Here is a 24116-nt window from a genome sequence, read left to right on the forward strand (position 1 = left end):
CAAAATCCTTAAGCCGAAAGCTTCTTGCGGCCGTCGCGGCGGCGGCGATTGAGAATCGCGCGGCCGTCCTTGGTGGCCATGCGGGCGCGGAAACCGTGACGGCGAGCACGCACGAGCTTGCTGGGCTGATAAGTACGCTTCATGACTTCAGACCGCGCGGAGCACGGTTCCTCTTCTTGGGTACTGCGGGACGCAGAAAAATTCGTTTGGCCGACGGGAGCAAGCCACGTCGACTTCGGGTCGAGGGGTCTATAGGGAAAAGCCGGCATCAAGTCAACGCAGCAGCAGGTGGAAAGGGCAAGGTTTCCGCCCTGTTGTCAACCGATCCATATGTCACCATAACGATTACGTTCTTCAGTGCCTGCGGCGGATTTGCCTCGTGTCCCAATCTCCTGACCTGTGCATTGTGGGTGCCGGTGCCCTTGGCATCGCTCTGGCTCTTTATGCGCGCCGCCTCGGGGCCAGTGTGGTGCTGGTCGGGCGCGAAGGGGAGGAGACGGGCGGGGAGGCCCAGTCTGACCTCCGGCTGTCCGCGCTTTCTGCCAGCGCTTCCGTCGCAGAAACCCTCCGTCGGGCGGCCGGCATGGGGCTTGGGCCCGAGCCCCGGAAACTCGCACTCAAGGCTGTGTCCGAGCGCGTCGATCGGGTCGTCGCGCAGCAATCCGTCGAACAGGATCATTCGATCCTGGCCGCAAGGGGCATACAGCGTCTCGAAGGGCCGGTGCAATTTGCCAATCCACGTTCAATTCAGGTCGGCGACACGGTGGTCAAGCCGCGCTACACCGTCCTTGCCCCTGGTTCGATACCCCGATTGCCGGTGATCGAGGGGCTTGATCGGGTCGCCTATTTCACTCCCCATTCCATTGTCGAGAATACCCGCAAGCTGACCCATCTCGTCGTCATCGGCGGTGGAGAGGCCGCCGTCGAAATGGCGCAGATCCAGCGCCGACTCGGTGCAGAAATTACCCTTGTGACACAGGGCGAGCCCTTGCCGGGCTATGATCGGGAGGGTGTTGATATCCTTCTGCCCGGCCTTCAATCGGAAGGGGTGCGCATCCTTTCTGACTGCCATGTCAGCAAGATCATACCCCGGGCCCAGGGCACCGGTGTCCTGGTCTCCACGGCACAGGGGGAGGTCGAGGCGCTCGACGTCTCCCATATTCTCGTCGCGTTGGGCCACTCTGCTGACTGGCGCGATCTTGACCTTGCCAAGGCCCGGCTGCGGCCCGCCAAGGGCAATCCAGCAGGGCTTGTGCATGGTCCCCTGGGGCAGACGTCCAATCGCGCCGTGCGCCTCGTGGGCGCGGCCGCCGGCATCGAGCAATGGGCCGAAGCGCTGGCCCATGGCCGTGCAGTCATCGAAGCACTGGTCCATGGGGGGAACGGCACCAGCCCGATCGCGCCGCGCCTTGTCAGGACCGATCCCGCCCTGGCGCAGGTCGGCTCCATCGCGCAGGGCGGCAACAGATCGGGCCGGCAGGTTCTGCGCGCCAATCTCGGCGAGAACGGCTTGATGGCATCGCGGGGCCGGGACAGGGGCCTGGTCAAGGTTCTTGCAGAGAAGCGTGATCACATTGTCGGGGCGGTCATCGTGGCGCCCGATGCCGGGGAGATCGCCGGCCTTGTCGCTCTCGCCATGCACAGGCGGATCGGCCTTCGCGGGCTATCGGCCATGCCCGCTCCGCGTCCGAGCCTTTCTGCGGCGCTGCAGGAGCTTGCCGAGGAGGCCCTGCCCAGTCGCGCGCCTTCCCTGCAATTGAAGCTGCACCGGGCATGGCGATCCCTCGTCGCACGCTAATATTGGCGGAGGGGTGACCGCAGCGGGAGCTTGGCATAATATCGAATCACAATGTCCGACGAATCTCGTGCCAATACCGTTCGTCTTTCCAGCCTGTCGAACAAGCTGATAGCCGCGATCATTGCTGTCATCCTTCTCGTCGAAATCGTCATCTACTTGCCCTCCCTGGCCATGTTCCGGGCCACCTGGCTCGATGACCGCCTGCGCGTCGGCGTCGTGGCGGCAAGGGTCCTCGACGCCGTTCCCGATGTCATGGCCTTGCCGCGCAATCTGACGGATCGCCTGCTCACCTCGGCCGGCGCCAATGCCATCGTCTATCGCCGCGCCGGCCAGAGCCAGTTGATCGAATTGGCCGAGCCGGTTTCCCCCGACATCGTCGTCAGCGCCGATATGCGCCAGCGCGACATCGGCAGCCTCATGGCGGGGGCCATCGACACGCTCTTTGCCGGTCCCGGGCGGACCCTGCGCATCATCGGGGAGGGCGATAGCGACGAGAGCCTGATTGAGATCCTCATGCCCGAAACGCCGCTCCGGCGGGACATGCTCGACTATTCGCGGAATATCGTCCTTGTCTCGCTCGGCATCGCGGCGGTGACGGCCTTTGCGCTCTACATGCTTGTCAGCCAGCTGTTCATCCTGCCGATCCAACGGCTTTCGAGGAACATATTGAGCTTCCGCAAGGCGCCGGAGAACGCCTCGCTGATTCTGAGCGCGACGACGCGACGGGACGAGATCGGCGTGCTCGAGCGCGAATTGTCGGCCATGGAGGGGGAATTGTTCTCCATGCTGCGCCAGCAACGGCATCTGGCCGATCTGGGTCTGGCCGTCGCCAAGATCAACCACGATCTGCGCAACACCCTCACATCTGCGCAATTGCTCTCCGATCAGGTGGCGACGCTCGATGATCCGAAGGTTCAGCGCCTTGCACCGCGCCTCGTCACCACGCTCGACAAGGCCATCGGCTTTGCGCAGTCGGTGCTTGATTACGGGCGCGAGGCCGCGAGCGTACCGGTGCTGGCCCCGGTCAATCTGCGCAGCCTGGTTGAAGACGCGGCCTTCGAGGCGCGCGTGGCCGGGCACCCGGACATCGCGTTCGACAATGCGGTGGGGGACGATGTCGTCGTTTTCATCGATGCCGGCCAGATGGGGCGGGTATTCGTCAATCTCTTCAAAAATGCCCGCGAGGCGCTTGAAGCGGCCGGCCCACGCGATGGGGCCCGGATCGCCGTGGATTCGCAGGTCACCAGTTCCGGCGTCAGCGTCGGGGTGACCGATAACGGTCCGGGACTGCCGCCTCGGGCCCGCGACAATCTCTTCGTCGCCTTCGAGGGTTCAGCGCGCGCTGGGGGTACGGGGCTTGGCCTGGCGATCGCCCGTGAATTGACCGAGGCCAATGGCGGCCATTTGCGCCATGTCGATCCCGAGGGGGGTGGAACGCGGTTCGAAATGGTGCTTCCTGTGGATATGCACAGGCAATGAGACAATCTCGCAAAAAGTTTCCGCTGTCGCTTGCAATGCAGAAAACACCAATGTAATGGGTTGCCTCGTTGGACGGCGAGATTGTTTCGCCCCAACGAAAGCCGGGAAAACCGGCATGCGCGCCCGTAGCTCAGCTGGATAGAGCACCAGACTACGAATCTGGGGGTCGGACGTTCGAATCGTTCCGGGCGCGCCATTTCAGTCTTCTTGACTGAACACGGATCCACTGCAGATTTACATTTTGATATCGGCCTGCAGCACCTTCCTGCAGCCGCAAATGCCAGCTGCACGAGATCGCCGGTCCATCGGATATGGACGCTCGCGCAGCCTGCGTGCCCCTGCAGCCATCCATTTCTGGGCCGCTGATCCTGACGGCACCTTGCGATAAGCCCTTACGCCGTCCCGGCGGTGTCGCCCAGGCAACGACGGGCGACGATGTCGCCGATCTCGGCAAAGTCCGAAGCGGCCCGGCTGGAGGGGGCGGTGTATCGCACTGGCTGCCCAAGGGCGAAAGCTTCCGCCAGCCTGATGTCGTTCCTGACCGGGGGCAGAACCTTGAAGGCGCCGAACTGCAGGGATACGTCGGCACCGACGGACCGGTGCAGGCGGATCCGGTCGTTGGACATGACGGGCAGGAAACCCGCGATCTTCAACTCGTGGTTGGACTCGGTGATCACCTTGAGAAGGATGCGCATCAATTGCTTGATGCCTTCGCCGGCCAGAGGGTGGGGCACGAAGGGCACGAGCAACCAGTCGGCGGCGACAAGACCATTGATCAGCAATGCGTCGAGCGAGGGCGGGGTGTCGATGATGACGACGTCGAAGTCCCGCTGGATGGCGTCTTCGCCGATGGCACGCCTCAGGATGCCTTCATCCTGCAGGCCTTGACCGTGGTGAAACAGGCGATCGGCGGGTGCCAGAGCCAGTCGCTCGCAGCTTGTTGGAACCACGACCCCGGCCAGTGTGGCTTCCGCGCTGCGGAAGAGATCATGTGCGGTGCGCGCGCTGCGCGATACGCTTACGCCCAGCCCCACCGCGCAATGGCCCTGGGTATCGAGATCGACCAGAAGCACCCTTTGGCCACGCGCCGCCAACTCGGCTGCAATATTGACCGAAACCGTGGTCTTGCCGGTCCCGCCCTTTCGGTTCGAGACAACCAGTGTTGCGGTCACGGCATAATCCTAAAAGAGTTCGATTGCAGGCCGAGCATCCGCTTCGGAAGCCTCCTGGCTGCCGACCATGGCCGCATGGGCATCGACTTGCGACGCCATCGTGTAGCTCGAACTGAGCTTCTCCAACATTTGGGCCAAAGGTTCAATATCCAACGGTTGGTCGACATCGATGCCGAGCCTTTGCTCCACCTCGCAAATGCGGTCATTCCACATGCTGAGACCGTTTTGCACCTGCTCGATCTGCTGGCGTGTCGTATCCTGAAACTGCGCCTCGCCCAGCACACCGACGATAGTCTCCTTGATGGAGCTGACCGAGGCATAGGTGTTGCGCGTCATGGCGTGGAGTTCGCTGATCGTGCCCTGGAAGTCCTCGGATAATTGCTCGATCGTGCTCGTCAGCGTCGTGATCCAGCGTGTTTCGTCGGTAGACTGCGATTTGGCCACGTCATGTTGGGCAGCGACCCGGGCTCCAAAGGTCGCGTTGACCGAGTTCGACACCTCGTCGATGCTGTTTTCGATACGCTGGGCAAAGGCGGCGATCTGGCCGGAGAGAGTGCGCACTTCGATGGCCACAACGGCAAACCCCTTGCCCGCCTCGCCGGCCCGCGCCGCTTCGATCGCGGCGTTCACCGCCAGCAAATTGGTGGATCGGGTGACGTTCTGGATGGCTCCGGTCAGCGTCTTTAGGTTGCGGACCTGCCCGATCAATCCCAAAATGGCCGCGCTTTCGTCCCGTGTCGCTTTGGCATCCTTTTCGCGCTGGATGCGAAAAGCGGCCATGGCGACCAGATCGCGCTTGCTCTCATTGAGCAGCACTTCGGCATTCTGGTAGAGCGTCGCCGCGCGTTGAGTGCCGTGCTGCTGGGTTTCCAGCAATTGGGCGGTTTCTCCGTCGACCTGAATGAGCCTCTGCATGATCTCCACGGCCGCCGCCTCGGTGGTGCGGTTCGTCTGGTCGAGATGAACCGAGAGGAGGCGCGTCAGGTCGGACGACGACTGCATGAAGCCATGGATCTGGTGCAGGTTCTCGCGAAGTACCGCCAGGCTCTCCGCCCCCGATAAGTCGACATCGATCAACGCGTCGACCCGGAAGGCATTCTCTTCTGCGCTCAGGCTCTCGTCGAAAGGGGATGTGTCATGAGCGGAGGCAGGGATTGCCACACCTTCTCCATGGTGCGGTTCGGCCGCGTCCGGAAGGGCCTCTGCCGTGCTCGCCCTTGCCGTGGCGGCGCCAAACGGGTTGAGGCCGCGGACGAGGGATTGTGCCCTGCGAAATGCCGACATTTGCCTGTGTTTTGCTTGGATCATCATCAGGCTCCGGGAACGACCTGTTTGACCACTTTTATGAGGTCCGGCCCCGCGATCGGCTTGACCAGCCAGCCAGTGGCGCCCAGCTTCTTGCCTTCACCGCGCTTTTCGGCATTGCTTTCGGTGGTCAGGGTCAGGATCGGGGTGAACCTGAAAGCCGGCATGCCCCTCAGATTCTTGATCAGTTCGAGACCACCCATTTTGGGCATGTTGATATCAGTGATGATCAAATCGGGCTTGGGGGCCGTTTTGAGTTTGGCTAGCGCGTCCTCACCATCGCTGGCTGTGCTCACGGCGAACCCGGCCATCTCGAGGGTGGCTTTGACGCTCATCAGCATGGTGAGGGAGTCGTCGACGAGAAAAATTGACTTTGCCACGAGCGGCACCTTTGCAGTTAGTTTTCGAGAGCAGCCTTGAGCATGGCGGAGAATGGCCGGTCGGACGGCCAGGCCGTGACCGCGCATTTCGACGCCATGAGAACTTGGAGGTTGGCTGGATGCATGTGGCTGCAATCGGCAAGGTTCACCTTGGCGTTGCGCCTCTCCTGAAGCCAGTTGAGCAGCGGCTCGGCTTCGTCCACGGTCACCACGTCGACGAAGGTGGCGAGGTTCTTCTTGTACTGGATCGGCATCACAGCATCTCCTTGACATTGAGCACCATGAGAACGGACCCGTTCCCCATGAGCGCCGAGCCGGAATAGACACTCAGCGCGCCAAGGACGCCGCCGAGGGGTTTTTGGATGACATCGATGCTTTCGTGGAAGTCGTCGACGATGAGGCCGATTGCTTCTCCGGCAATTCGTGTCACCAGCACCGCCAGCTCTCCGTCGTCATTGGGGGCGGGGCGGTACGCCCATCCCCAGCAACGTGTTGAGCGGCGCAAGCGGCACCACGCTGCCACGCAGGAGGATGACCTGCTTGTCCTTGATGGTCTGGATGGAGTGGCTCGGCACGCGCACGGTTTCGAGCACATGTTCCATCGGAATGCCGAAAGTCTGCGCGTCGGATTCGATGATCATCACCTTGGTGATGGCCATGGAGAGGGGCAGAACGATGCGGATGCGCGTTCCCTTGCCGACTTCGCTGTCGAGCACAATGTTGCCATTGACCTTTTCTACGGCGGTGCGGACGACGTCCATGCCGACCCCGCGCCCCGAAAGATCGGACACCACGTCCGCGGTGGAGAAACCGGCGGCGAAGACGAGATTGACCGCTTCCCTGTCGGTAATCCGCTCCAGCCCCACCTCGTCGATGACGCCCTTTTCATAAGCCTTGCGCTTGATGATGGCGGGATCTATGCCCTTGCCGTCATCGATGATCTCGATGACCACATGGTCGCCTTCCTGGTGGGCGCGAATGGTGAGCGTGCCGAGAGCCGGCTTTCCAGCGGCCAGCCGGACGTCGGGCGCTTCGATCCCATGATCGAGGCTATTGCGCACGATGTGGATCAGCGGGTCGGCGAGTGCCTCGATGATGTTCTTGTCCGCCTCGGTCTCTTCGCCCTCGAGCAGCAGTTGAACGTCCTTGCTGAGCTTGCGGGAAATGTCCCGGACCAGGCGGGGGAAACGCTGGAACACAAACGACACAGGCATCATCCGCACCTGCATGATCGCCCCCTGCATTTCCTCGGCAATGCGGTTGATCACGGCATGCTGCGCCTTGATCTCGCGCGAGAGTTCGCGCACGCCGAATTCGTCCTCGGCACGCTGCGCCAGGTAGGGCATGGCGTTCTTGGCGACGACCATTTCTCCGATCAGGTTCATCAGCAAATCGATCTTGGCCTGTTCAACCTTGATGCTCTTCGGACCGGAGACTGGCTCCTCACCGCGGCGCCCCGATTTCTGGCCTTCAGGAAGGTCGAGGAGCTCGGGCGGGTGCTCGTCTGACGCCGGCGTCGCGCCCTTTGTCGTGACCTCAGGGGCCCGGGGCGTGTCTCCGCCCTTTGGCGTCGGGATCGCAGCCAGCAAGGCGTCGCTATTTCCAGCCTTGAGGCATTGCGCCAGAGCCTGGTCGTAGCGCGCCGCGCCCTCTGCATCACCCGCGGCGCGGCTCGAACTTGCCAGGGCCCCGGCTGCGGCGATGATCCGCCCCTTTTCCCAGGCCGGGTGATCGTCGAGAAGCAGGATCGATCGTTGCGCCGCGATGACGTCTTGAAGTTCCGTGTTGACCTCCGCCGGGGCCCGGGCCGATGCCTCGCGCTCGACCGAGCCCGTATGGGGGCCACTGTCCATCGACTGGCTGCCGATTGCCTGCAGCAGGCTGCGCAGAATTGCATGATCTGTCGGCTCGAGGTCGAGGATCACGACCAGCCAGCGGAGCGCCGAGGATGTCCAGAGATGCGGATTTTTCAGCCCGAGCAGGGTCTGGGCGGCCAGTCGCAGGGTCGTCAAATTGCCGGCGTCGAGCAGCTTGAAGGCGTCGGCGACAAAGTCTTCTTCACTGGAATTGTCGTCGACTATGCCGCTTGGCTGAACCAGCGAGAGCGCATCCACTGCCACGATATCGACCTGGTCTGGTACGTAGCGGAAGTGCTCGATGAGGGTTGCCAGCGGCGCCGTGGTCAGGATCTGGAAGTTGAGGGCACAGCGATAGGCGTCCAACTCCTCGAGTGCCGGCCAGCGATCCCTCGGTGAGATCCGCGCCGACACGGTCCCCTCGATCTGGCGGATAGTGAAGAGGGGATCGTCCCCCTGAAAAAAGCACTGCTCGTCTGGCACGTAGGTCAGCCAGTGGATGGAAGCGCCCGACAGGGCCTGCCGATAGGCGTCCATCAAGTCCGCCTCCCGCAGGGCCGCGAGCTCGGCCGTCAAGGCCATGTCGGGCACTTTTGACGACCCTGCCTCCTGGGAGGGCTCCGTCGGCATCGCCGGCACGGCTTGCGCGCTGGCAAGGGTCAAAGCGCGCAACGCTGCCGCAAGATTTGCCGAAGCCGGCGTGCTGGCCGGGCCGATCCGCCCCGTTGCCTCGATCTCGTCGCAGAGTGTGCCGACGAAGTCCATTGCGTCCAGCAGGTTGTCGGCCAGCGTCTGGGAATAGGGGATGCGCATTTCGCGCACCGCATCCATGAGGTCTTCCCCGGCATGCAGCACGCGCGTCATTTCCGGGAAATCGAAAAGACCGCTATTGCCCTTGAGGGTGTGAACCAGGCGAAACAGCTCGACCATCACCCCGGCATCGCCCGGTGCATGCTCCAGTTCCATCAGCTTTTCGCCGATCCCCTGCAGGAAGTCGCGCGTTTCGGACAGGAATTGCTCGAGAAGCGGGTTCACTGTGCAGCCTCGCCGAGCAGCATGCGAACATGGGAAAGCAATTGGGCCGGCTTGATCGGCTTGATCAGGTATAGGTTTGCACCGGACTGGAAGGCGAGGCGCTGGTCTTCGGGCGCCGCCTCCGTCGAAACCATGATGGCAGGGGCCTGTTCCATATCCTCGCTGCGCAAGCGCCGGAGGAACCCATAGCCGTCGAGCTTGGGCATGTTGATGTCGACCAGGTAGAGATCCATCTTCTGGATCAGGGCCTTCTCGAGGGCCTCGATGCCGTTGACGGCCTCCTCAACCACATAGTCCGCCGCCTCGAGGATATTGCGGTGGTACATGCGCACGGTGGCAGCATCGTCAATCACGAGGATGCGTTTCATCTCGACTCCAGGGGTTTTTGGTAGACGATGGCGGAGGGGAACTTGCGCACGGTGTAGATCGAGGAGATCCGGCTCATCGATTCAGAGTGGCCAAGGCACAGGAAACCGCCAGGATTGAGCGCGTCGAAGAACGTTTCGGCGGCAGCCTTCCGGGACACATCGTCAAAATAAATCAGTAGGTTACGACAAAATATCACGTCGAAATTGCGATAGGATCTGGTGTCTGCAGGGGCCGCGAGATTGACCCGGGTGAATTCCACCGCTTCGCGCAATTCGTCGCTGATCTGGAATTCGTCCTTGATGGGTCGGAAATATTTCTGCAGCCAGGTCCGGGGTAGATGATGCACGGAACGCGCAGAATACCGCCCCGCCCGAGCCTTGATGAGAATGCCGGTGTCGATATCGGAGGAGATGATCTCGACATCCCATTTGTTGATGCCCGGCCAACGCTCGAGCAGGAACATGGCGACCGTATAGGCTTCCTCGCCCGAGGATGATGGAATGCACCAGATGCGGATCGGCTTGGTATCGGTCTTGCGCTTGATCAGGTCGGGCAAAAGCGAATTTACCAGCGCCTCGAACTGATATTCCTCGCGCGCAAAATAGGTCTCGTTGATGGTCATCAGATTGGTGAGCTGCTGGAGCTCCAGGCCCGATGCCTCAAGACGCAATTTGTTGAAATAGGTGCGGAAGGACCCGCTATTGGTCGCCTCGATGCGCTCCAGCAGCCGCCGGTCCACGAAATAGCGCTTGGCGAGGTCGAAATCGATCCCGGTCTTGCGATAGAAATATTCGCGGAATTTCTGGAAATCGTCGTCGGTGATGTCGTTCTTGTCAGTGCGCATCGATACGCCTCAACGACAGATCGGCGGCGAACTGGATATAGGGCTCGTCCGCGAAGCGGGCCTTGAGGCCCAGCAAGGCCGCGCGCGAGGCAGATGTACCGACCTCGGCCAGGAGATCGACGGCCGTGGCGCAGACATTGACGTGTCGATCCGTCTCGATGACTGCGATCAGCCAGGCTTCGACGTCAGGGTGGCGCAGGGATTCAAGGATATTGACGGCAAAGATCCGAAGGTCGGCATTCGTGTCCGCGAGCAGGCCCTGCATCATCGGCCCGACGGCCTCGGGGAGGCTCTGCATGGCTTCGATCGCCTCGTTCCTCAGCGCCGCGTCCTCGCTTCGCAGGCAGTCCACGAGGCCAGTCACCGCGTCCTGGTCGCCGATCCGGGTCAGGCTGGTGAGAATGACTTCACGCACCGACAAATCCTGCTCGCTGTTGAGACGGGCGAGAAGGGGGACGGAGACCTCGGCATGGCCGAGAAGGTCGCGTGCCGCCCAACGGCGCTTGGCGGGATCGCTGTCGTCGAGATCGAGGAGCAGCTTTTCGCGCTCGCCAATATGCCCGAATGTCTCTTCGCTCGGGTTCTGTAGGGCTCTGATCAGGGCCATCGAATGTTCCTTTACCGTGCTGCCCAGTGGTTGAGCTGGCCGGCAATTTTGTCCGCCGCCAGGACCACGCTGGCGCCGCGTCGATTGATGAGTTCCTTGGGCATGCCGAAAACCACCGCAGTGTCCTCCGACTCCGCGATTGTGCGGCCGCCCCGTTGCTTGATCTCGGCGAAGGCCTCGGCGCCGTCCGAGCCCATGCCCGTCAGCATCACCCCGATGACACTGGCCGGATCGCAATGTTCGAGCACCGATCGTCCCAGCAGTTCCACAGAGGGGTGCCAGAGATGTTGTGCGTTTTCCGGCTGTGGCACCAAAGTCAGCTTCTTGACGCGCTGCGTCAGCACCATGTCGGCGCCCCCTCGGGCGATGTAGACCGTTCCTGCCTCGACAGGGGTCGGTGAGCTCACCTCGACGACACGCAGCCGGCAGTTCTGGTTCAGCCGTTCGGCGAACGCCTTGGTGAAAGCGGCAGGCATGTGCTGCGCGATCAATACCGGCCAGGGAAAACTCGCGGGCAGCGCAGGCAAGATGTCATCGAGGGTCCGCGGTCCGCCCGTGGACACCCCGATCACCACGACGCCGTTCGTGGGGGCCGCGCGAGTGCTCCGGCGCGCCTCGGTGGCGTCCTTGTCGGCCGCGATCCGGGTTATCAGGCTTCGCACACCCGAAGGTTTCTTCCTCAGGCGTGCACGGGCCGCTGCCCTGACCTTACTGATCAGCACATCCCCGATCTCGTCGATGGAGAGCGAGATTGTCCCGCCCGGCTTGACGATGAAATCCACGGCGCCGAGGCTGAGGGCCTCGAACGTCGCCAGCGCACCCTTTTCGGTGAGCGAGGAAACCATGACGACCGGTATGGGTCTTTCGACCATGATCTGGGAGAGGGCGGTCAGGCCGTCCATCTCGGGCATATTGATATCGAGCGTGACCACGTCCGGTTGGAAGAGGCGGTTTTGTTCCACCGCCTCCCGGCCATTTCTCGCCTGCAGGATTTCGAAGTCGCCAGCTGAGGCAAACAATTGCGTCAGCTGGCGCCGCATGAGCGCGGAATCGTCAACAATAAGAAGCTTGGTCAAATTATCAGGCGGCCACGCCGATCAGGGACTCGACGTCCTGCGCTCGCCTTCAAGTCTGGTTGCTGGTCTTGCGGGGACCTTTCAGCTGCGGGGCGCCGATGGCCCCACGCTGAAAATCGCCGATATCTCAACCGGCGCATCGCCGGGGAGGGAGGCAACACCGATGGCGGCCCGGCTCGGGATGTCTCCCTCGAACTGGCCGGCCAGGTGCGCGGACGCAAAGTCCGCGACCTTGGAATGGGCTGTGTAGGATGGGTCGGCGTTCACATACACCGTCAGGCTGATCGGGCCGGCCAGGGCCTCGCCCGGTTCAAGCTGGGCTCTGGCGGCTGACAGGGAATTTTGTGTCGCCAGCTCGGTCGCGGCGCGGAGCCGATCCATGTCGCTGGCAGCATCGACCTTGCCCGTGAACATAAGGACGCCCTCCTGCCGTGGCGTCATGCCGGACACAAAGATCAGATCGCCGTGGCGCTTGGCGGGCAGGTAGAGCCCTTGGGGCGGGGGCGCGATGGAAGCCATGTCGCTACTCCGCGCTATAGCGTTTTGCCATCTCGACGATGCGGTGCGCAGCCGCGACCGCCGCCTGATGGTCCTGGGAGTAATTGAGGCGGATGCTGTGCTCGTGCGGCCCGAATTCGGTGCCGGGCGTCACGATCACATTGGCCTGCTGGCGCAGCAGCTTGACGAAATCATTGAGGCCGATCGCCAGTTTCGGCAGGGTCGGGAACACATAGCTGCCCGCCTGCGGCGTCCGCGTCGCCATCCCGGCATCGCGGAAAATGGCCAGCAGATCGTCGCGAATGGCCTCGTGCGCGGCAATGCGCTCGTCGATCCAGCCTTCCGGCTCGTTGAACCAGGTGCGCAGCACCGCCTGGTTATAGCCGGGGGCACGGAGCGACACGATCGCCTGCAGCTTTTCCATCCGGGCGATGATCTCGGGCGAGCCGAAAGCCACGCCCAGCCGGTAGCCGCTGAGCGACTCGGTCTTGGACGGGCCCATGATGGTCAGGATCTTGTTCTCGCTGAGATCGCTAGCGCAGATATGGGCGTAGGATTGGCCGCTGTAGCGCAGGCGGGAATAGAGCTGGTCGGCGATGACCGTTGCGTCATATTCCTTGGCGAGGGCGACGATTTGAGCAATCTCGTCGGCCGAATAGACAGCCCCGGTGGGATTGTTCGGATTGGAGAAGAGGAACGTCCGCGCCCCGGCCGCGAAGGCCGCGCGCAGCTGCTCGAGATCAAGACCCGCCTGTTCGTCGGAGCCCAGATAATCCATGCGGATCGGCATGATCTCGCCGCCGAAGAATTCCACCAGCTTGCGGTTGGCGAAATAGTCCGGCTGGACGATGGCAACCTTGTCGCCGGTCGAAACCGTGGAGGCAACCGCAAGGAACAGCGCGCCCTGCGTGCCGGGCGTGATGATGACGCCGAGATCAGGCGCAATATCGGCGCCGGTGAAGGCGGAGAGATGGACGGCGAGCTCGGCCCGAATGTCGGCCGAACCGCGATATTCGGTATAGGCCTGCTGGCCACCGGCTTCGACCGCAAGGGTGAACGCTTCGAACGATCCCGGAGGGGGCGTAAAGGCGTCGACATCGCCGTGCGAGAAGTCGACGAGCGCGCCGGGCAATGCGTCGCCGCGCACCAGGGCGTTCAATGCGTCAGCGGCCTGCTGGCGAACCTCCTGGCCCGGTGCATTGTCAATTCCGAGATTCTTGAACTTCGCTTCGACGCTCAACTTCGTGTTCCCTCATAGGCGTAATCTTGAAATCAGGTATCCCTTCACCGACGCAGTTGGCAACGGCAGCGGAAGGGCTTTTCGCTGAATTGTCATCGCCTTGCCTGCAGCGGACCTCACGCTGGGCCGCTCCCCCAGATCAATGCGCGAAATAGAGTGCCTGCGCATTGCCGGCAAAGATCGCCGACTGGTCCCTTTCCGGCACGGCCGAAATGCTCAATGCGACGAGGTCGTCTTCCTCGGGAACAGCGCCGAAAAGTTCGGTATGCGGCCAATCGCTGGCCCAGAGGAGGCGCTCAGGGTGATGTGCGGACAGCGCAGCAACCGCCTGGCGATAGCCGTCATAGGTCTGGCTGTCGCGAAGGCGATAGGGCGCGGAAATCTTGGTGTAGACCCGACCGGTGTCCAGCGCCCGGTCGAGCGCGTCCAGCACCGGGCCGGGTGGATCGAGCGGCATGAAGGCGAGGTGGTCGATGACCCCGGCGATGTCGTGGCGTTCTGTCAGTTCGGCGACCTGGTCTATGGCCTCGGGCCCAACCTGGAATTGCACATGCCAGCCGAGGGCCCGAATACGCGGGGCCAGATTGGCGAGGGCATCAAATCCCACGCCCGACCTGTTCCGCAAATTGATGCGAATGCCGCGGACGCCAAGTTCGTCCATTTGCCGCAATTTCGCGTCGCTGGTTTGTGGTGAAATGACCACGATGCCCCGGAGCCGCTCTCCATGGCGCGCCAGCGCATCGAGCAGAACGCTGTTGTCGAGGCCATAGACGCTCGGCTGAACCAGTACGCCCGTGGCAATGCCAAAACTCTCCGACAGCGCCAGCCAGCCATCAATCTCCTCCATGCGCGGCGTATAGCTGCGCGGCGAGGCGAGTGGTGCGTCAGCGGCGAACACATGGAAATGCGTGTCGCAGGTGCCGATTGGAAGTCTGAGGCCCGTCGCATTGCGCAAAGGGCGGGGCGGCAGGCAAAGGGGAGCCTCGTCCGGATCAGTCATCGCTCGCGGCCATCAGGAAATCGAAATCCAGTCCGTCATCCGCCTGCGTCACGTGCTGGTCATAGAGCCGGGCGTAGCCGCGCTCAGGTGGGGGTGGTGCGGGGCGCAGGGTGGTCATTCGAGCGGCAAATTCCTCCGGCCCGACCAGAAGCTCAAGGCTTCGTGCCGGCACGTCGAGGCGGATCCGGTCGCCGGTCCTTACAATGGCGAGTGGGCCGCCATCGGCCGATTCCGGCGTAATATGAAGCACGATCGTGCCATAGGCCGTGCCGCTCATGCGGGCGTCCGATATCCGCACCATGTCCTTGACGCCCTGACGCGCAAGATGGCGCGGAATGGGGATATAGCCGGCCTCGGGCATGCCGGGCGCGCCTTTGGGGCCTGCATTGCGCAGCACCAGCACGTCGTCCGCGGCAATTTCCAAGTCGGGATCTTCGAGGCGCTCGGTCATGTCCTTCACCGAATCGAACACGACGGCGCGCCCTTCATGGACCTGCAGCGCCGGATCGGCCGCTGCATGCTTGATGACGGCGCCGCGCGGGGCGAGATTGCCCGAGAGTACGGCAATGCCGCCTCCGGCAGAGATCGGCCTGCCGCGGGGGCGAATGATCTGTTCTTCGTGGCGCGTGGAGAGGCCGTCCAGTGCATCTCCGATCGTGCCACCAAAAGCGCGTGGAGCGCTGAGGTCCAAAAGGTCGGTTAGCTCCGAAAGCAGCCGTGGCACGCCGCCGGCTGCGTGGAACTCGCCCATATAGCCGCTGCCCGTCGGCTTGAGATCGACCAGCACGGGTACCTGGCGGCCAATGGTGTCCAACTCGCCCATGTCGAGCTTCCGGCCGAGCCGGCCATAGATGGCAGCAAGATGCACGACGGCATTGGTGGAGCCGCCTAGGGCCTGCAGGGTGATGAGGCCATTGCGCAGGGAGGCAGGCGTCAGGACTTCGGCGGTGGTCAGTCCGGTTTCGGTCATGGCCACCGCGGCGCGGCCGGTTTCCTCGGCGAGGCGGAACCGCTCGGAGGAGGTGGCGGGGGCGGAGCCGGCCATGGGGAGCGCCAGCCCCATGGCTTCGACCAGGGCTGCCATGGTCGATGCGGTGCCCATGACGGTGCAGGTGCCGACGGAGCTTGCGAGGCGGCCATTGATCTCGGCGATTTCGGCGTCGCCGATGGCATCGGCGCGGAACTGGGCCCAGAGGCGACGACAGTCGGTGCAGGCGCCAAGGCGCTCCCCGCGGTGGTTGCCGGTGTCCATGGGGCCGGTCGGCAGCACAATCGCCGGTACTTCGCTCGATGCCGCAGCCATCACCTGCGCGGGGATGGTCTTGTCGCAGCCCCCGATCAGGATCACCGAATCCATGGGCTGCGCGCGCACCATTTCTTCGGTTTCCATGGCCATCAGATTGCGCAGGAACATCGAGGTGGGCGAAGCGAAGCTTTCATGGATGGACATGGTGGGAAACACCATGGGCATGCCGCCCGCCAGCATGACGCCGCGCTTGGCCGCCTCGATCAGTTGCGGCACGTTGCCATGACAGGGATTGTAGTCTGAATAGGTGTTGGCAATGCCCACGATCGGCCGATCCAGCGCGTCGTCGGAATAACCCATTGCCTTGATGAAAGCCTTGCGCAGGAACAGCGAAAAGTCCTGGTCGCCATAGCTCGTCAATCGTCTGCGAAGCCCACGCGTCACCATTTCCCTCCTCGCCGCGAAGCTGTGCGGCCTAGGCCGACATTCCTACAGTCATTTCGATTATTGTCAATAATGCGAGATGCTCTTTGTCCGTTGGCAGTTGTGCGAAAGCCCGAAATGCGCATAAACTCTGATGGATGATGATCGGCGTCTCTCCGATATGGTTCGAGGGGATGCTCCAAATTATTGATAAGAGGCGGTAGTCATGCGGGTTGGTTTGGTTGGTGCGGGCTGGGTCACCCAATATCACCTTCCGGCTTGGGCCAATGTCGACGGTGCTGAAGTGGTCGCGATCTGTGATCCCGACCCCATTGCCCTCGGGTCGCGCGCCAACGCCTTCGGCATTACGGGGCGCTATCCGAGCCTTAAGGACATGCTCGAAAACATCGAGATCGACGCGCTCGACATTGCGACGCCCCGGCGGCTGCATGCCGCCAATGTCCGACAAGGCGCTGCGCGGGGGCTTGCCATGCTGTGTCAGAAGCCGTTGGGCGTCGATCTTTTTGAGGCCGAGACATTGGTCGCCGAGATTGGCGATGCGGTGCCTCTCATGGTCCACGAAAACTGGCGCTTCCGCCCTTATTATCGTGAATTGAAGCGTTGGCTCGACGAGGGGGTTGTCGGGGAGGTCGTTTCCATCCGTCTGGATTTCCACTCGAGCGGCATGATCCCGGGGGCAGATGGGCTTCGGCCGGCCATCGTGCGCCAGCCCTTCTTCCGCAGCGAGCGGCGGCTTCTGGTGATGGAGGTTCTGATCCACCACCTTGACACGCTACGCTCGCTCTTTGGCGAATTCGACCTTCGATCGGCAAGGCTTGGGCGGAGCAATGAGGAGATCGTCGGCGAGGACAGCGCCATATTGAGCCTTGTCCGGCGCGACGATGGCGTGCCGCTCGCCGTGTCGGGCAATCTTGGCGTGCACGGCGCCCCGGCCGCGCCCATGGACCAGTTGTGGATTTTCGGCTCGAAAGGCACTGTCCATCTCGATGACTCCACCTTGCGGCTCTTTGGGGATCACCCGCGGGAAATGAGCTTTGATCCCGGCGCCAGCTATCAGGCGGCCTATGATGGGGCGATCGCCCACTTCGTTTCGTGTCTTCGGGATGGGGCGCGGTTCGAAACCAGTGCGCCGGACAATCTCGAAACTTTGCGCCTTGTCGAGGCGGCCTATCAGCTGAGCGGATTTAACCCGTCAGGAAGTTTCTGATAAAGGTGGGGGCAGGACGCGCGCGAGGCATTGTCATGGCCGACAACATTGAAGACCCCGACCTCGATCACGAGGCCATCGCTCGGGCGCTGGAAGAGGACATAATCTTTGGCCGTCTCGCGCCGGGCGCGCGGTTGACCGAGGATTCGCTGTTGTCGCGTTTTCCCGTGACGCGGCACTTTGTGCGTCAGGCGCTGGTGCAGCTCGAGCAGGTCGGTATCGTCGTGCGCGAGCGCAACAAGGGGGCAACGGTTCGTTCCCTCACGCCTGATGAGGTGCGCCAGATCTATGCCGTGCGCGAACTGGTGCAACGCCAGGCGGCGCTCTTGATCCCGCTCCCGGCGCCGCGGGCGTTGATTGTCGAATTGCTCGAAATCCATAGGGAGCACGGCGAGCATATCGAAAACGGTTACCTGCGCGGTGTGCACGACACCAATGACCGTTTTCACCTCAAGTTTTTCGGTGCTTGCGGCAACAAATATCTGGTCCAGACCATCGAGCTCTATATGCGCTACAGCCTGCCGGTGCGCGCCAATTCCATGGCCGACAGGACGGCGCTCGATATCGCCCACAGCCAGCACAAGCTGATGATCGACATGCTGAGCGGACGCGACAATTGGCTCCTGTCCCAGCTCTGCGTCGACCATCTGCAGCCTTCGAAGCGTCGTTATATCGACCTGGTCGAGGGATAGCGCTCGCGCGTAAAGCGCGCAGAGTGCCGTGAGGTCGGCCCCCCCCCCCCCGAGTGTGAAGCACCCCGCCGAGGGAGGGTCGGCGAGGTGCAGGCGCATCAATAGTCGATGCGCAGGAGGGAGATACCCTGACGGGGGAGGTTGGTGGTCAGGGTGACTGCGCCATCGCTGGCGTCTGCAGTGCCGGTTTCAAGAACGGCGAGTTGGCCCGACGCTTCAAGCGTCTTGAAGTCATCTGCGGAAATGGTCTGCGGTGAGCCCATGGCCTGCCACACGCCGTAGGAATTGGAGTGATCCTTGTCCATGCGGAAATGGGTCAGCTTGTGCTTGCCCGGGGTCAGGTTCTTGAGGGCGATGGTGACATTGGCGGCGCCCTCGTCCACATCGTCGTCATGGTAATTCCAGACGAGGATGGAAACGCCGGTGTCGTCGCGCGTGGCCACGGCATTGACGTCCGGCTGTTCGCGCACGCCGTGTTCCATGATGGTCTCTATGTCGACGGCGTGGTCGGACTTTGCCTCGATCCACTCGCCCTTGAGCTTGCCGAGCATGCGGAAGCCATTGAGCACTGCCTTGTCGACGCCATTGGTCGCCAGATCGCGGAAGCCGTCATACCAGGGCTGGTCTTCAAACAGGAATGCCCAGGTCACGGCCCCTTCGATCTCGATCCCGGCGCGCTGGCTCAGCTCATAGGTGCGGATCATGCTCTCGACGACATAGGCACCGTAAAGCGGTCCGTTGCGATATCCATTCTGGGCGTGGACGCGCGCCGAGCAGGCGGCGCAGCCTTCCGGATCCGATTCTCCGATGACGGTCGGCAGGTGCCGTAGCGTGGGGAATTCGTTGACGATGGCGAGATTGGCTTCGATATCGCGCAGCTGCTTGTGCAGGCCCATGCGGACATGGTCCTTCCAGATCACCGGATTGCCCTTGGCGTGGAAGGCGATGAAGTCGATCGGTGAATTGTTGTCGACCACATATTGCAGGAATTCGCGCAGGAATGCCTGGGCTTTCGGGTTGTTGAAGGCGCCGCAAGTGTGCGGGCCGCCGACGCGGGTGCCAGGCAGGGCCGACTTTATCGCCTTGGCGGTGACGTCGTACATGTCACAGAATTCGCGGACCGTGCCCTTCCAATAATGGCCGTCCGGTTCGTTCCAGACTTCCCAGGGCCAGGTCAGCACTTTTTCCTCGCCATAGCGGTCTGCGAGATGGCGTGCCCAGGCGTGGACGAGGTCGCCCCACTTCTTGAGGTCGTTCGGCGGCATGGCCCAGCCGGTCATGATGCTGGCATAGCGATCCTCGAGCGACCAGGAGTGCCGATAGGGGCCGGGATCGTCGGAGAGCGCTTCGGGGGTGAACCCGACCTGCACCAGCGGGATATTGCCGGCCTCCACATAGGCGTCGAAAATCTGGTCCATGACAGTCCAGTCATAGACCGGATTGCCGTTCGCGTCCTCGGTATAGGCGTTGGTGGATCCCCATTTGAGGGCGTATTTCCCGTCGCCGGAGGACAGGAGATTGTGGGTTCGGATGCGGGGCGGCTCCGGGCTAAGCTCAGTCAGTTCCTTGAGCAGCTTCTTGCCATTGGCCGTGTAGGTATAGTTCGGCTCATCATAGCCGAACCAGTTCCACAATGGCCTGTATGCTCCTCGGCTGGCGCTCGCGTCGACGTCGATGCGGACGTCATAAGTCGCTGTCATCTATACTCTCCACCCTCATTTTATGCATGGAAGCGAACGCAGGCAGATCGCTGCGATCGTCGATACCAGCCTACCTCAACTGGTCATCTTGTCAATAATAGGGGGTGATATTGCGGAGGTCTATCCGAGAAATCCTGATAAAACTCCGAATGACCCTGTCGCTTTGTCGATAATCCTGTTGCCCTTTCCTGCAAAATTGTCGATAAAGACCGTGTACAGAAGCTGCCGAGGGGGGAAACGCGGCGCTGTCAGAAACTGAGGAGGCGACAAAGCCGGGCGCAAAGCTCGGCAAGGTCGCTGTCCGCTTTTGCGGGCATGAGGAGGAAAGACCATGCTGTTCAAAAAACTGGCCGCAGCCGCTTTAGCCATCGCCGCCATGGCGGTGCCGGCTGTCGCCCAGGATTTCATCGCGGGCATTCCCCGCAACGAGGCTCTGATTGTCCAGGGGCCGGCGGCGCAGAACGCCGAATGGTTCAATCTGTGGGCGCCCGGTGGTGGCGCTTCGGTCAATGGCAACCAGCAGCTCTCGGCCGATACGCTCTGGTGGATCAATCCGGAAGGCACGGGTGACGCGGCCTGGACCAACGCCCTGGCTGCGGACAAGCCGGTTTATAACGACGACTTCACCCAGATGACCGTGACGCTCAAGGAAGGTATCTTCTGGAGCGATGGCGTCGAGTTCACCGCCGACGACGTCAAGTTCACCGTCGACACCCAGATGGCCAATCCCGGGATGGGCTGGAGCGCGCCCTTCACCGTCAACGTCGACAATGTCGAGGTGCCCGACCGCAATACGGTGGTGTTCAACCTCAAATCGCCGAACTCGCGTTTCCACACGCTCTTCACGGTGCGCTGGAATGCGGCCTGGATCATGCCCAAGCATGTGTTCGAAAAGGTCGAAGACCCGCTCAAGGATCCTTTCAATCCGCCGATTTCGCTGTCTGCCTATGTGCTTCACAGCTATGACTCGGCCGGCAATTGGGCGATCTGGAAGCTGCGCGACGACTGGCAGCGGACCTCGATCGGCATGGGCCTGACCAAGGAGCCGGACGTCAAATACGTGGTCTATCGCAATGCGGGTAACCCCGATGCGCGCGTCATCGAGCAGATGAACCACAATCTCGACGTCATCAACGACATCGCGCCCGAAGGCATGTTTACCATCGCTCGCGATGCCGGCGACAGCACGGCCTATTGGTTCCCGGGCTTCCCCTTTGCCCATCCGGATCCAACCCTGCCTTCAGTGCTGTTCAATCACCAGGTCGAAGCCTTTGCCGACAAGGACGTCCGCTGGGCTCTGGCGCTGATGATCGACATTCGCGCCGTCGCCATGGGTTCCTATCGCGGTGCGGCCAATCTGGCTGCTCTTTCTACCCCGCCCACGGGTTCGGCAATCACCGATTATTATGTGCCGATGCAGGATTGGCTTGCCAATTACGAAGTCGACACGGGTACGCGCAAGGTAAAGCCCTACGACCCGACCACGGCCGAGCAGATTGCAGCGCTCGTTCGTCCGCAATGGGGCGACCAGATTCCCTCAGATCCGGAACAGCTCAAGGCCATGTTCGGCCATGGCTGGTGGAAACAGGATCTGGCTGCAGCCGCAGAACTCCTGCAGAAGGCCGGCTTCACCAAGAACGGCAATCAGTGGATGAAGCCCGATGGCACCCCGTTCACCATCAAGCTGATGGTCGAAGGCGACGCCATTCCGACGCTGGCCCGCGCCGGTACCATCATCGCCCAGCAATGGTCGATGGAGGGCATCCAGACCACGGTCGACGTCGCCGGCCCGACAAACGGCCAGCGTCTTGGCGGTGGCGATTTCGAGGCTGCGGTCTATTGGACCGTCGAGACCTGGGGCGGCCACCCCGACCTCTCGTTCTTCCTTGAGAGCTACCACTCGGATTTCATCAAGCCCAAGGGTGAAACGCAGCCACCGCGCAATCTGACGCGCTGGCAGGATGAGCGTCTCGATACCATCATCGAAGCAAACCGGACGGTCGGTTTCGATGATCCGAAGGTCGCCGAGCTCGGCATGGACTATCTCAAGCTCGCCGTCGAAGAGATGCCGTTCATTCCGCTCATGGCCTACAACAAGTTCGCGCCCTTCGACACGACCTATTGGACAGGTTACCCAAGCGCGGCAAACCCCTATGCCGCCTCGGGTCCGAACTGGTCGAACCTGCGCTACATGATCGTTGCGCTGGAATCCAATCCTGCTGCACCGGCTGCGCAGTAAGTTCCGGGTGGGCGGGGTCTGACCCCGCCCATCACCGACACTCATTTATGCGAGAGCGGATACGATGGACGGCTTCGCCAAATATCTCGTCCGGCGCCTCTTCCAGTTTTTCCTCGTGATCTTCCTGGGCGTGTCGCTGGCCTTCCTCATCACCAACCTGTCTCCGGTCAATCCGGTGGAGCAGTCGGTTGCGCTGATGACCAGTTTTGGCGCAACCGATCCGCGCTCGGTGGAATTGATGCGCGAGGCGCTCGAGCAGCTCTATGGGCTGCAGGGCTCCATGCTCGATCAATACCTCTCATTCTGGGGACGCGTCCTGCGCGGCGATTTCGGTCCCTCGCTGTCGGCCTTCCCGACGCCGGTCATGTCGCTGATCATGGGGGCGCTGCCCTGGACCATCGGTCTGCTGTCACTGGCCTTGGTCATCACATGGTCGCTGGGCAATTTGCTTGGCGCGCTGGCCGGCTATTACCGCTCAAATCTGCTGCTGAAGCTTTCGGGCGCGGCGATCATGGCGCTGCATCCGGTGCCGGCCTATATCGTGGGCCTCGTTCTGTTGCTGACCTTCGGTTTTATCTGGCCGGTTCTGCCCATTTCAGGTGGGGCGCAGATGAACCTTCAGCCGGGCTTCACCTTTGACTATATCCGCTCGCTCATCGTGCATGGCACGTTGCCGGCACTGACCCTGGTCCTGGTGGGCATCGGCAGCTGGTTCATCTCCATGCGCTCGCTGGTCTCCAACATCGTCACCGACGATCACGTGGTCTATGCCGAGCTTGGCGGGGTCAATTCGGGCAAGATATTTTCTCAATATGTGGCGCGCAATGCGCTGTTGCCGCAACTGACCGGCCTGGCACTGAGCCTCGGCAATGTCTTTGGCGGCGCCGTGATCACCGAGTTCCTGTTCAACTATCCCGGGGTCGGGCGATTGCTCATCCAGGGCATTTACCGCGGCGATTATTCGCTGGTGCTGGGTGTCACCACCATGTCGATCATTGCTGTGGCCGTGGCCGTCTTCATCATCGACCTCATCTACCCCCTTATTGATCCGCGCGTGAGGCTGGGCTGACCATGTTCAAGATCCTGCGTGACCTGCTGCGCTACAATATCGAGTTCACCATCGGATTTATCCTGACGATGGGGATATTCCTGTTTGCGCTGGCCCATTTCTGGGCGCCGCTCCCTGACTCCGCCATCTACCTCCTCCCGCCCGACATGCCGCCTTCGGCCGAATACTGGCTGGGGACCACGTCTCGTGGACAGGACGTCCTCTGGCAGATGAGTTCGGCGATCTGGAACACCATGCTGTTCGGGTTGACCGTCACCGTGCTCAGCCGTCTGCTCGCCGTCACGGTGGGCATGCTCTCGGGTTATCTCGGCGGCAAGTGGGACGAGTTCTTGATGACGATCAACGACACGATGATCGCACTGCCGAACATCCCGATCCTGCTCCTCGTCTACTTCGTCATGCGCGACCAGATGAGCTGGCCGATCCTGGCGCTCACCGCAGCGCTGCTCGGCTGGAATTATGACGCCCGCCTCATCCGCTCGGTGACGCTGAGCCTGCGCAACCGCGAATTCACCCGTCACGCCGTCTTTGCGGGGATGAGCGTGCCGCAGATTCTGGTGCGCCAGCATCTGCCCTATGTCATGCCGGTGATCTTCTTTACCGCCATGAACAACCTCATCTGGGCCATCGGCCTCGAGGTGACGCTGTCGGTTCTGGGGTTTTCCGACATCAACCGGCCGACCATTGGCGGCATGATCTATTGGGCCAACCAGCACCAGGCGATCATTGCAGGCATATGGTGGTGGATGGCGTTCCCGATCATTGCTGTGGTGCTGCTGTTTCTGGGGCTGTTTCTCCTCGCCATTTCCGTCAACGAATATATCGACCCGCGCAGCCGCCTCAGCCGGATGGGAGCCTGA

At 62.1% G+C, this 24116-nt stretch carries 23 protein-coding genes and 1 tRNA gene; 8 read left to right on the forward strand and 16 right to left on the reverse strand.

Annotated features, from left to right (window positions below):
• Positions 1 to 8: 8 nt before the first annotated feature.
• Complete coding sequence (gene rpmH / locus N0P34_RS04015) at positions 9 to 143, reverse strand: 50S ribosomal protein L34 (protein WP_035077916.1); 135 nt, start codon at positions 141 to 143, stop codon at positions 9 to 11.
• 236 nt (positions 144 to 379) lie between these two features.
• On the opposite strand from rpmH, the gene N0P34_RS04020 reads away from it, so the two are divergent.
• The 3 genes from N0P34_RS04020 to N0P34_RS04030 all read left to right on the forward strand — a co-directional run bounded on the left by N0P34_RS04020 (position 380) and on the right by N0P34_RS04030 (position 3473).
• The gene (locus N0P34_RS04020; protein WP_275605725.1) at positions 380 to 1798 is read left to right on the forward strand and encodes an FAD-dependent oxidoreductase; all 1419 of its coding nucleotides are present in this window, start codon (positions 380 to 382) and stop codon (positions 1796 to 1798) included.
• A gap of 51 nt (positions 1799 to 1849) precedes the next feature.
• Complete coding sequence (locus tag N0P34_RS04025; RefSeq protein WP_275605726.1) at positions 1850 to 3277, forward strand: HAMP domain-containing sensor histidine kinase; 1428 nt, start codon at positions 1850 to 1852, stop codon at positions 3275 to 3277.
• Positions 3278 to 3396: 119 nt separating this feature from the next.
• Positions 3397 to 3473, forward strand: a tRNA-Arg gene (locus N0P34_RS04030).
• A 196-nt stretch (positions 3474 to 3669) separates the two neighbouring features.
• On the opposite strand, the gene N0P34_RS04035 is transcribed toward N0P34_RS04030, so the two are convergent.
• The 14 genes from N0P34_RS04035 to N0P34_RS04100 form a co-directional block, all read right to left on the reverse strand.
• On the reverse strand, positions 3670 to 4449 hold the full coding sequence (locus N0P34_RS04035; protein WP_275605727.1) for a ParA family protein: 780 nt from the start codon (positions 4447 to 4449) through the stop codon (positions 3670 to 3672).
• A gap of 9 nt (positions 4450 to 4458) precedes the next feature.
• The gene (locus N0P34_RS04040) at positions 4459 to 5610 is read right to left on the reverse strand and encodes a methyl-accepting chemotaxis protein (RefSeq protein ID WP_275605728.1); all 1152 of its coding nucleotides are present in this window, start codon (positions 5608 to 5610) and stop codon (positions 4459 to 4461) included.
• Between the two features lie 149 nt (positions 5611 to 5759).
• Positions 5760 to 6134, reverse strand: a complete 375-nt coding sequence (locus tag N0P34_RS04045; protein ID WP_275605729.1) for a response regulator — start codon at positions 6132 to 6134, stop codon at positions 5760 to 5762.
• Between the two features lie 17 nt (positions 6135 to 6151).
• Positions 6152 to 6388, reverse strand: a complete 237-nt coding sequence (locus tag N0P34_RS04050; RefSeq protein ID WP_275605730.1) for a hypothetical protein — start codon at positions 6386 to 6388, stop codon at positions 6152 to 6154.
• Positions 6388 to 6570 carry a chemotaxis protein CheW gene (locus N0P34_RS04055; protein ID WP_275605731.1) on the reverse strand — a complete coding sequence of 61 codons (183 nt, stop codon included), beginning with the start codon at positions 6568 to 6570 and terminating at the stop codon, positions 6388 to 6390. Before N0P34_RS04055 ends, N0P34_RS04050 begins: the two co-directional genes overlap by 1 nt.
• A 16-nt stretch (positions 6571 to 6586) precedes the next feature.
• Positions 6587 to 9025 (reverse strand): chemotaxis protein CheA, encoded by a 2439-nt coding sequence (locus N0P34_RS04060; RefSeq protein WP_275605732.1) that lies wholly within the window; start codon positions 9023 to 9025, stop codon positions 6587 to 6589.
• On the reverse strand, positions 9022 to 9393 hold the full coding sequence (locus N0P34_RS04065) for a response regulator (RefSeq protein WP_275605733.1): 372 nt from the start codon (positions 9391 to 9393) through the stop codon (positions 9022 to 9024). Before N0P34_RS04065 ends, N0P34_RS04060 begins: the two co-directional genes overlap by 4 nt.
• Positions 9390 to 10238, reverse strand: coding sequence for a protein-glutamate O-methyltransferase CheR (locus N0P34_RS04070; protein WP_275605734.1), 849 nt, complete (start codon positions 10236 to 10238; stop codon positions 9390 to 9392). Before N0P34_RS04070 ends, N0P34_RS04065 begins: the two co-directional genes overlap by 4 nt.
• Entirely contained in the window at positions 10228 to 10845 is a 618-nt protein-coding gene (locus N0P34_RS04075; RefSeq protein ID WP_275605735.1) for a HEAT repeat domain-containing protein, read from the reverse strand. Before N0P34_RS04075 ends, N0P34_RS04070 begins: the two co-directional genes overlap by 11 nt.
• 11 nt (positions 10846 to 10856) lie before the next feature.
• Positions 10857 to 11921 carry a chemotaxis-specific protein-glutamate methyltransferase CheB gene (gene cheB, locus N0P34_RS04080; protein WP_275605736.1) on the reverse strand — a complete coding sequence of 355 codons (1065 nt, stop codon included), beginning with the start codon at positions 11919 to 11921 and terminating at the stop codon, positions 10857 to 10859.
• Between the two features lie 81 nt (positions 11922 to 12002).
• Entirely contained in the window at positions 12003 to 12440 is a 438-nt protein-coding gene (locus tag N0P34_RS04085; protein WP_275605737.1) for a RidA family protein, read from the reverse strand.
• Positions 12441 to 12444: 4 nt separating this feature from the next.
• Entirely contained in the window at positions 12445 to 13659 is a 1215-nt protein-coding gene (locus N0P34_RS04090) for a pyridoxal phosphate-dependent aminotransferase (RefSeq protein ID WP_275605738.1), read from the reverse strand.
• A gap of 139 nt (positions 13660 to 13798) precedes the next feature.
• Positions 13799 to 14659 (reverse strand): amidohydrolase family protein, encoded by an 861-nt coding sequence (locus N0P34_RS04095; protein WP_275605739.1) that lies wholly within the window; start codon positions 14657 to 14659, stop codon positions 13799 to 13801.
• A complete protein-coding gene (locus tag N0P34_RS04100) occupies positions 14652 to 16349 on the reverse strand; it encodes an IlvD/Edd family dehydratase (protein WP_275605740.1) in 1698 nt (565 codons plus the stop codon). Before N0P34_RS04100 ends, N0P34_RS04095 begins: the two co-directional genes overlap by 8 nt.
• A 205-nt stretch (positions 16350 to 16554) precedes the next feature.
• On the opposite strand from N0P34_RS04100, the gene N0P34_RS04105 reads away from it, so the two are divergent.
• Together N0P34_RS04105 and N0P34_RS04110 are read left to right on the forward strand one after the other, a co-directional pair.
• Positions 16555 to 17556, forward strand: a complete 1002-nt coding sequence (locus tag N0P34_RS04105; RefSeq protein ID WP_275605741.1) for a Gfo/Idh/MocA family oxidoreductase — start codon at positions 16555 to 16557, stop codon at positions 17554 to 17556.
• A gap of 35 nt (positions 17557 to 17591) precedes the next feature.
• Complete coding sequence (locus N0P34_RS04110) at positions 17592 to 18248, forward strand: GntR family transcriptional regulator (protein ID WP_275605742.1); 657 nt, start codon at positions 17592 to 17594, stop codon at positions 18246 to 18248.
• A 98-nt stretch (positions 18249 to 18346) separates the two neighbouring features.
• Here N0P34_RS04110 and N0P34_RS04115 read toward each other — a convergent pair whose 3' ends face one another.
• Positions 18347 to 19948 carry a beta-xylosidase gene (locus N0P34_RS04115; RefSeq protein WP_275605743.1) on the reverse strand — a complete coding sequence of 534 codons (1602 nt, stop codon included), beginning with the start codon at positions 19946 to 19948 and terminating at the stop codon, positions 18347 to 18349.
• A gap of 331 nt (positions 19949 to 20279) precedes the next feature.
• Here N0P34_RS04115 and N0P34_RS04120 point away from each other — a divergent pair, with 331 nt between their 5' ends.
• The 3 genes from N0P34_RS04120 to N0P34_RS04130 all read left to right on the forward strand — a co-directional run bounded on the left by N0P34_RS04120 (position 20280) and on the right by N0P34_RS04130 (position 24116).
• On the forward strand, positions 20280 to 22187 hold the full coding sequence (locus N0P34_RS04120; RefSeq protein ID WP_275605744.1) for an ABC transporter substrate-binding protein: 1908 nt from the start codon (positions 20280 to 20282) through the stop codon (positions 22185 to 22187).
• A 64-nt stretch (positions 22188 to 22251) separates the two neighbouring features.
• Positions 22252 to 23256, forward strand: coding sequence for an ABC transporter permease (locus N0P34_RS04125; RefSeq protein ID WP_275605745.1), 1005 nt, complete (start codon positions 22252 to 22254; stop codon positions 23254 to 23256).
• Between the two features lie 2 nt (positions 23257 to 23258).
• A complete protein-coding gene (locus tag N0P34_RS04130) occupies positions 23259 to 24116 on the forward strand; it encodes an ABC transporter permease (RefSeq protein WP_275605746.1) in 858 nt (285 codons plus the stop codon).

The sequence above is a fragment of the Devosia sp. FJ2-5-3 genome (assembly GCF_029201545.1).
GTDB lineage: Bacteria > Pseudomonadota > Alphaproteobacteria > Rhizobiales > Devosiaceae > Devosia.

Coding starts and splice junctions, on each gene's coding strand:
- N0P34_RS04115 (WP_275605743.1), bottom strand. CDS start 19,948: ATGACAGCGACTTATGACGTCCGCATCGACGTCGACGCGAGCGCCAGC.
- N0P34_RS04105 (WP_275605741.1), top strand. CDS start 16,555: ATGCGGGTTGGTTTGGTTGGTGCGGGCTGGGTCACCCAATATCACCTT.
- N0P34_RS04125 (WP_275605745.1), top strand. CDS start 22,252: ATGGACGGCTTCGCCAAATATCTCGTCCGGCGCCTCTTCCAGTTTTTC.
- N0P34_RS04095 (WP_275605739.1), bottom strand. CDS start 14,659: ATGACTGATCCGGACGAGGCTCCCCTTTGCCTGCCGCCCCGCCCTTTG.
- N0P34_RS04065 (WP_275605733.1), bottom strand. CDS start 9,393: ATGAAACGCATCCTCGTGATTGACGATGCTGCCACCGTGCGCATGTAC.
- N0P34_RS04025 (WP_275605726.1), top strand. CDS start 1,850: ATGTCCGACGAATCTCGTGCCAATACCGTTCGTCTTTCCAGCCTGTCG.
- N0P34_RS04110 (WP_275605742.1), top strand. CDS start 17,592: ATGGCCGACAACATTGAAGACCCCGACCTCGATCACGAGGCCATCGCT.
- N0P34_RS04120 (WP_275605744.1), top strand. CDS start 20,280: ATGCTGTTCAAAAAACTGGCCGCAGCCGCTTTAGCCATCGCCGCCATG.
- N0P34_RS04075 (WP_275605735.1), bottom strand. CDS start 10,845: ATGGCCCTGATCAGAGCCCTACAGAACCCGAGCGAAGAGACATTCGGG.
- rpmH (WP_035077916.1), bottom strand. CDS start 143: ATGAAGCGTACTTATCAGCCCAGCAAGCTCGTGCGTGCTCGCCGTCAC.
- N0P34_RS04070 (WP_275605734.1), bottom strand. CDS start 10,238: ATGCGCACTGACAAGAACGACATCACCGACGACGATTTCCAGAAATTC.
- N0P34_RS04085 (WP_275605737.1), bottom strand. CDS start 12,440: ATGGCTTCCATCGCGCCCCCGCCCCAAGGGCTCTACCTGCCCGCCAAG.
- N0P34_RS04130 (WP_275605746.1), top strand. CDS start 23,259: ATGTTCAAGATCCTGCGTGACCTGCTGCGCTACAATATCGAGTTCACC.
- N0P34_RS04050 (WP_275605730.1), bottom strand. CDS start 6,388: ATGCCGATCCAGTACAAGAAGAACCTCGCCACCTTCGTCGACGTGGTG.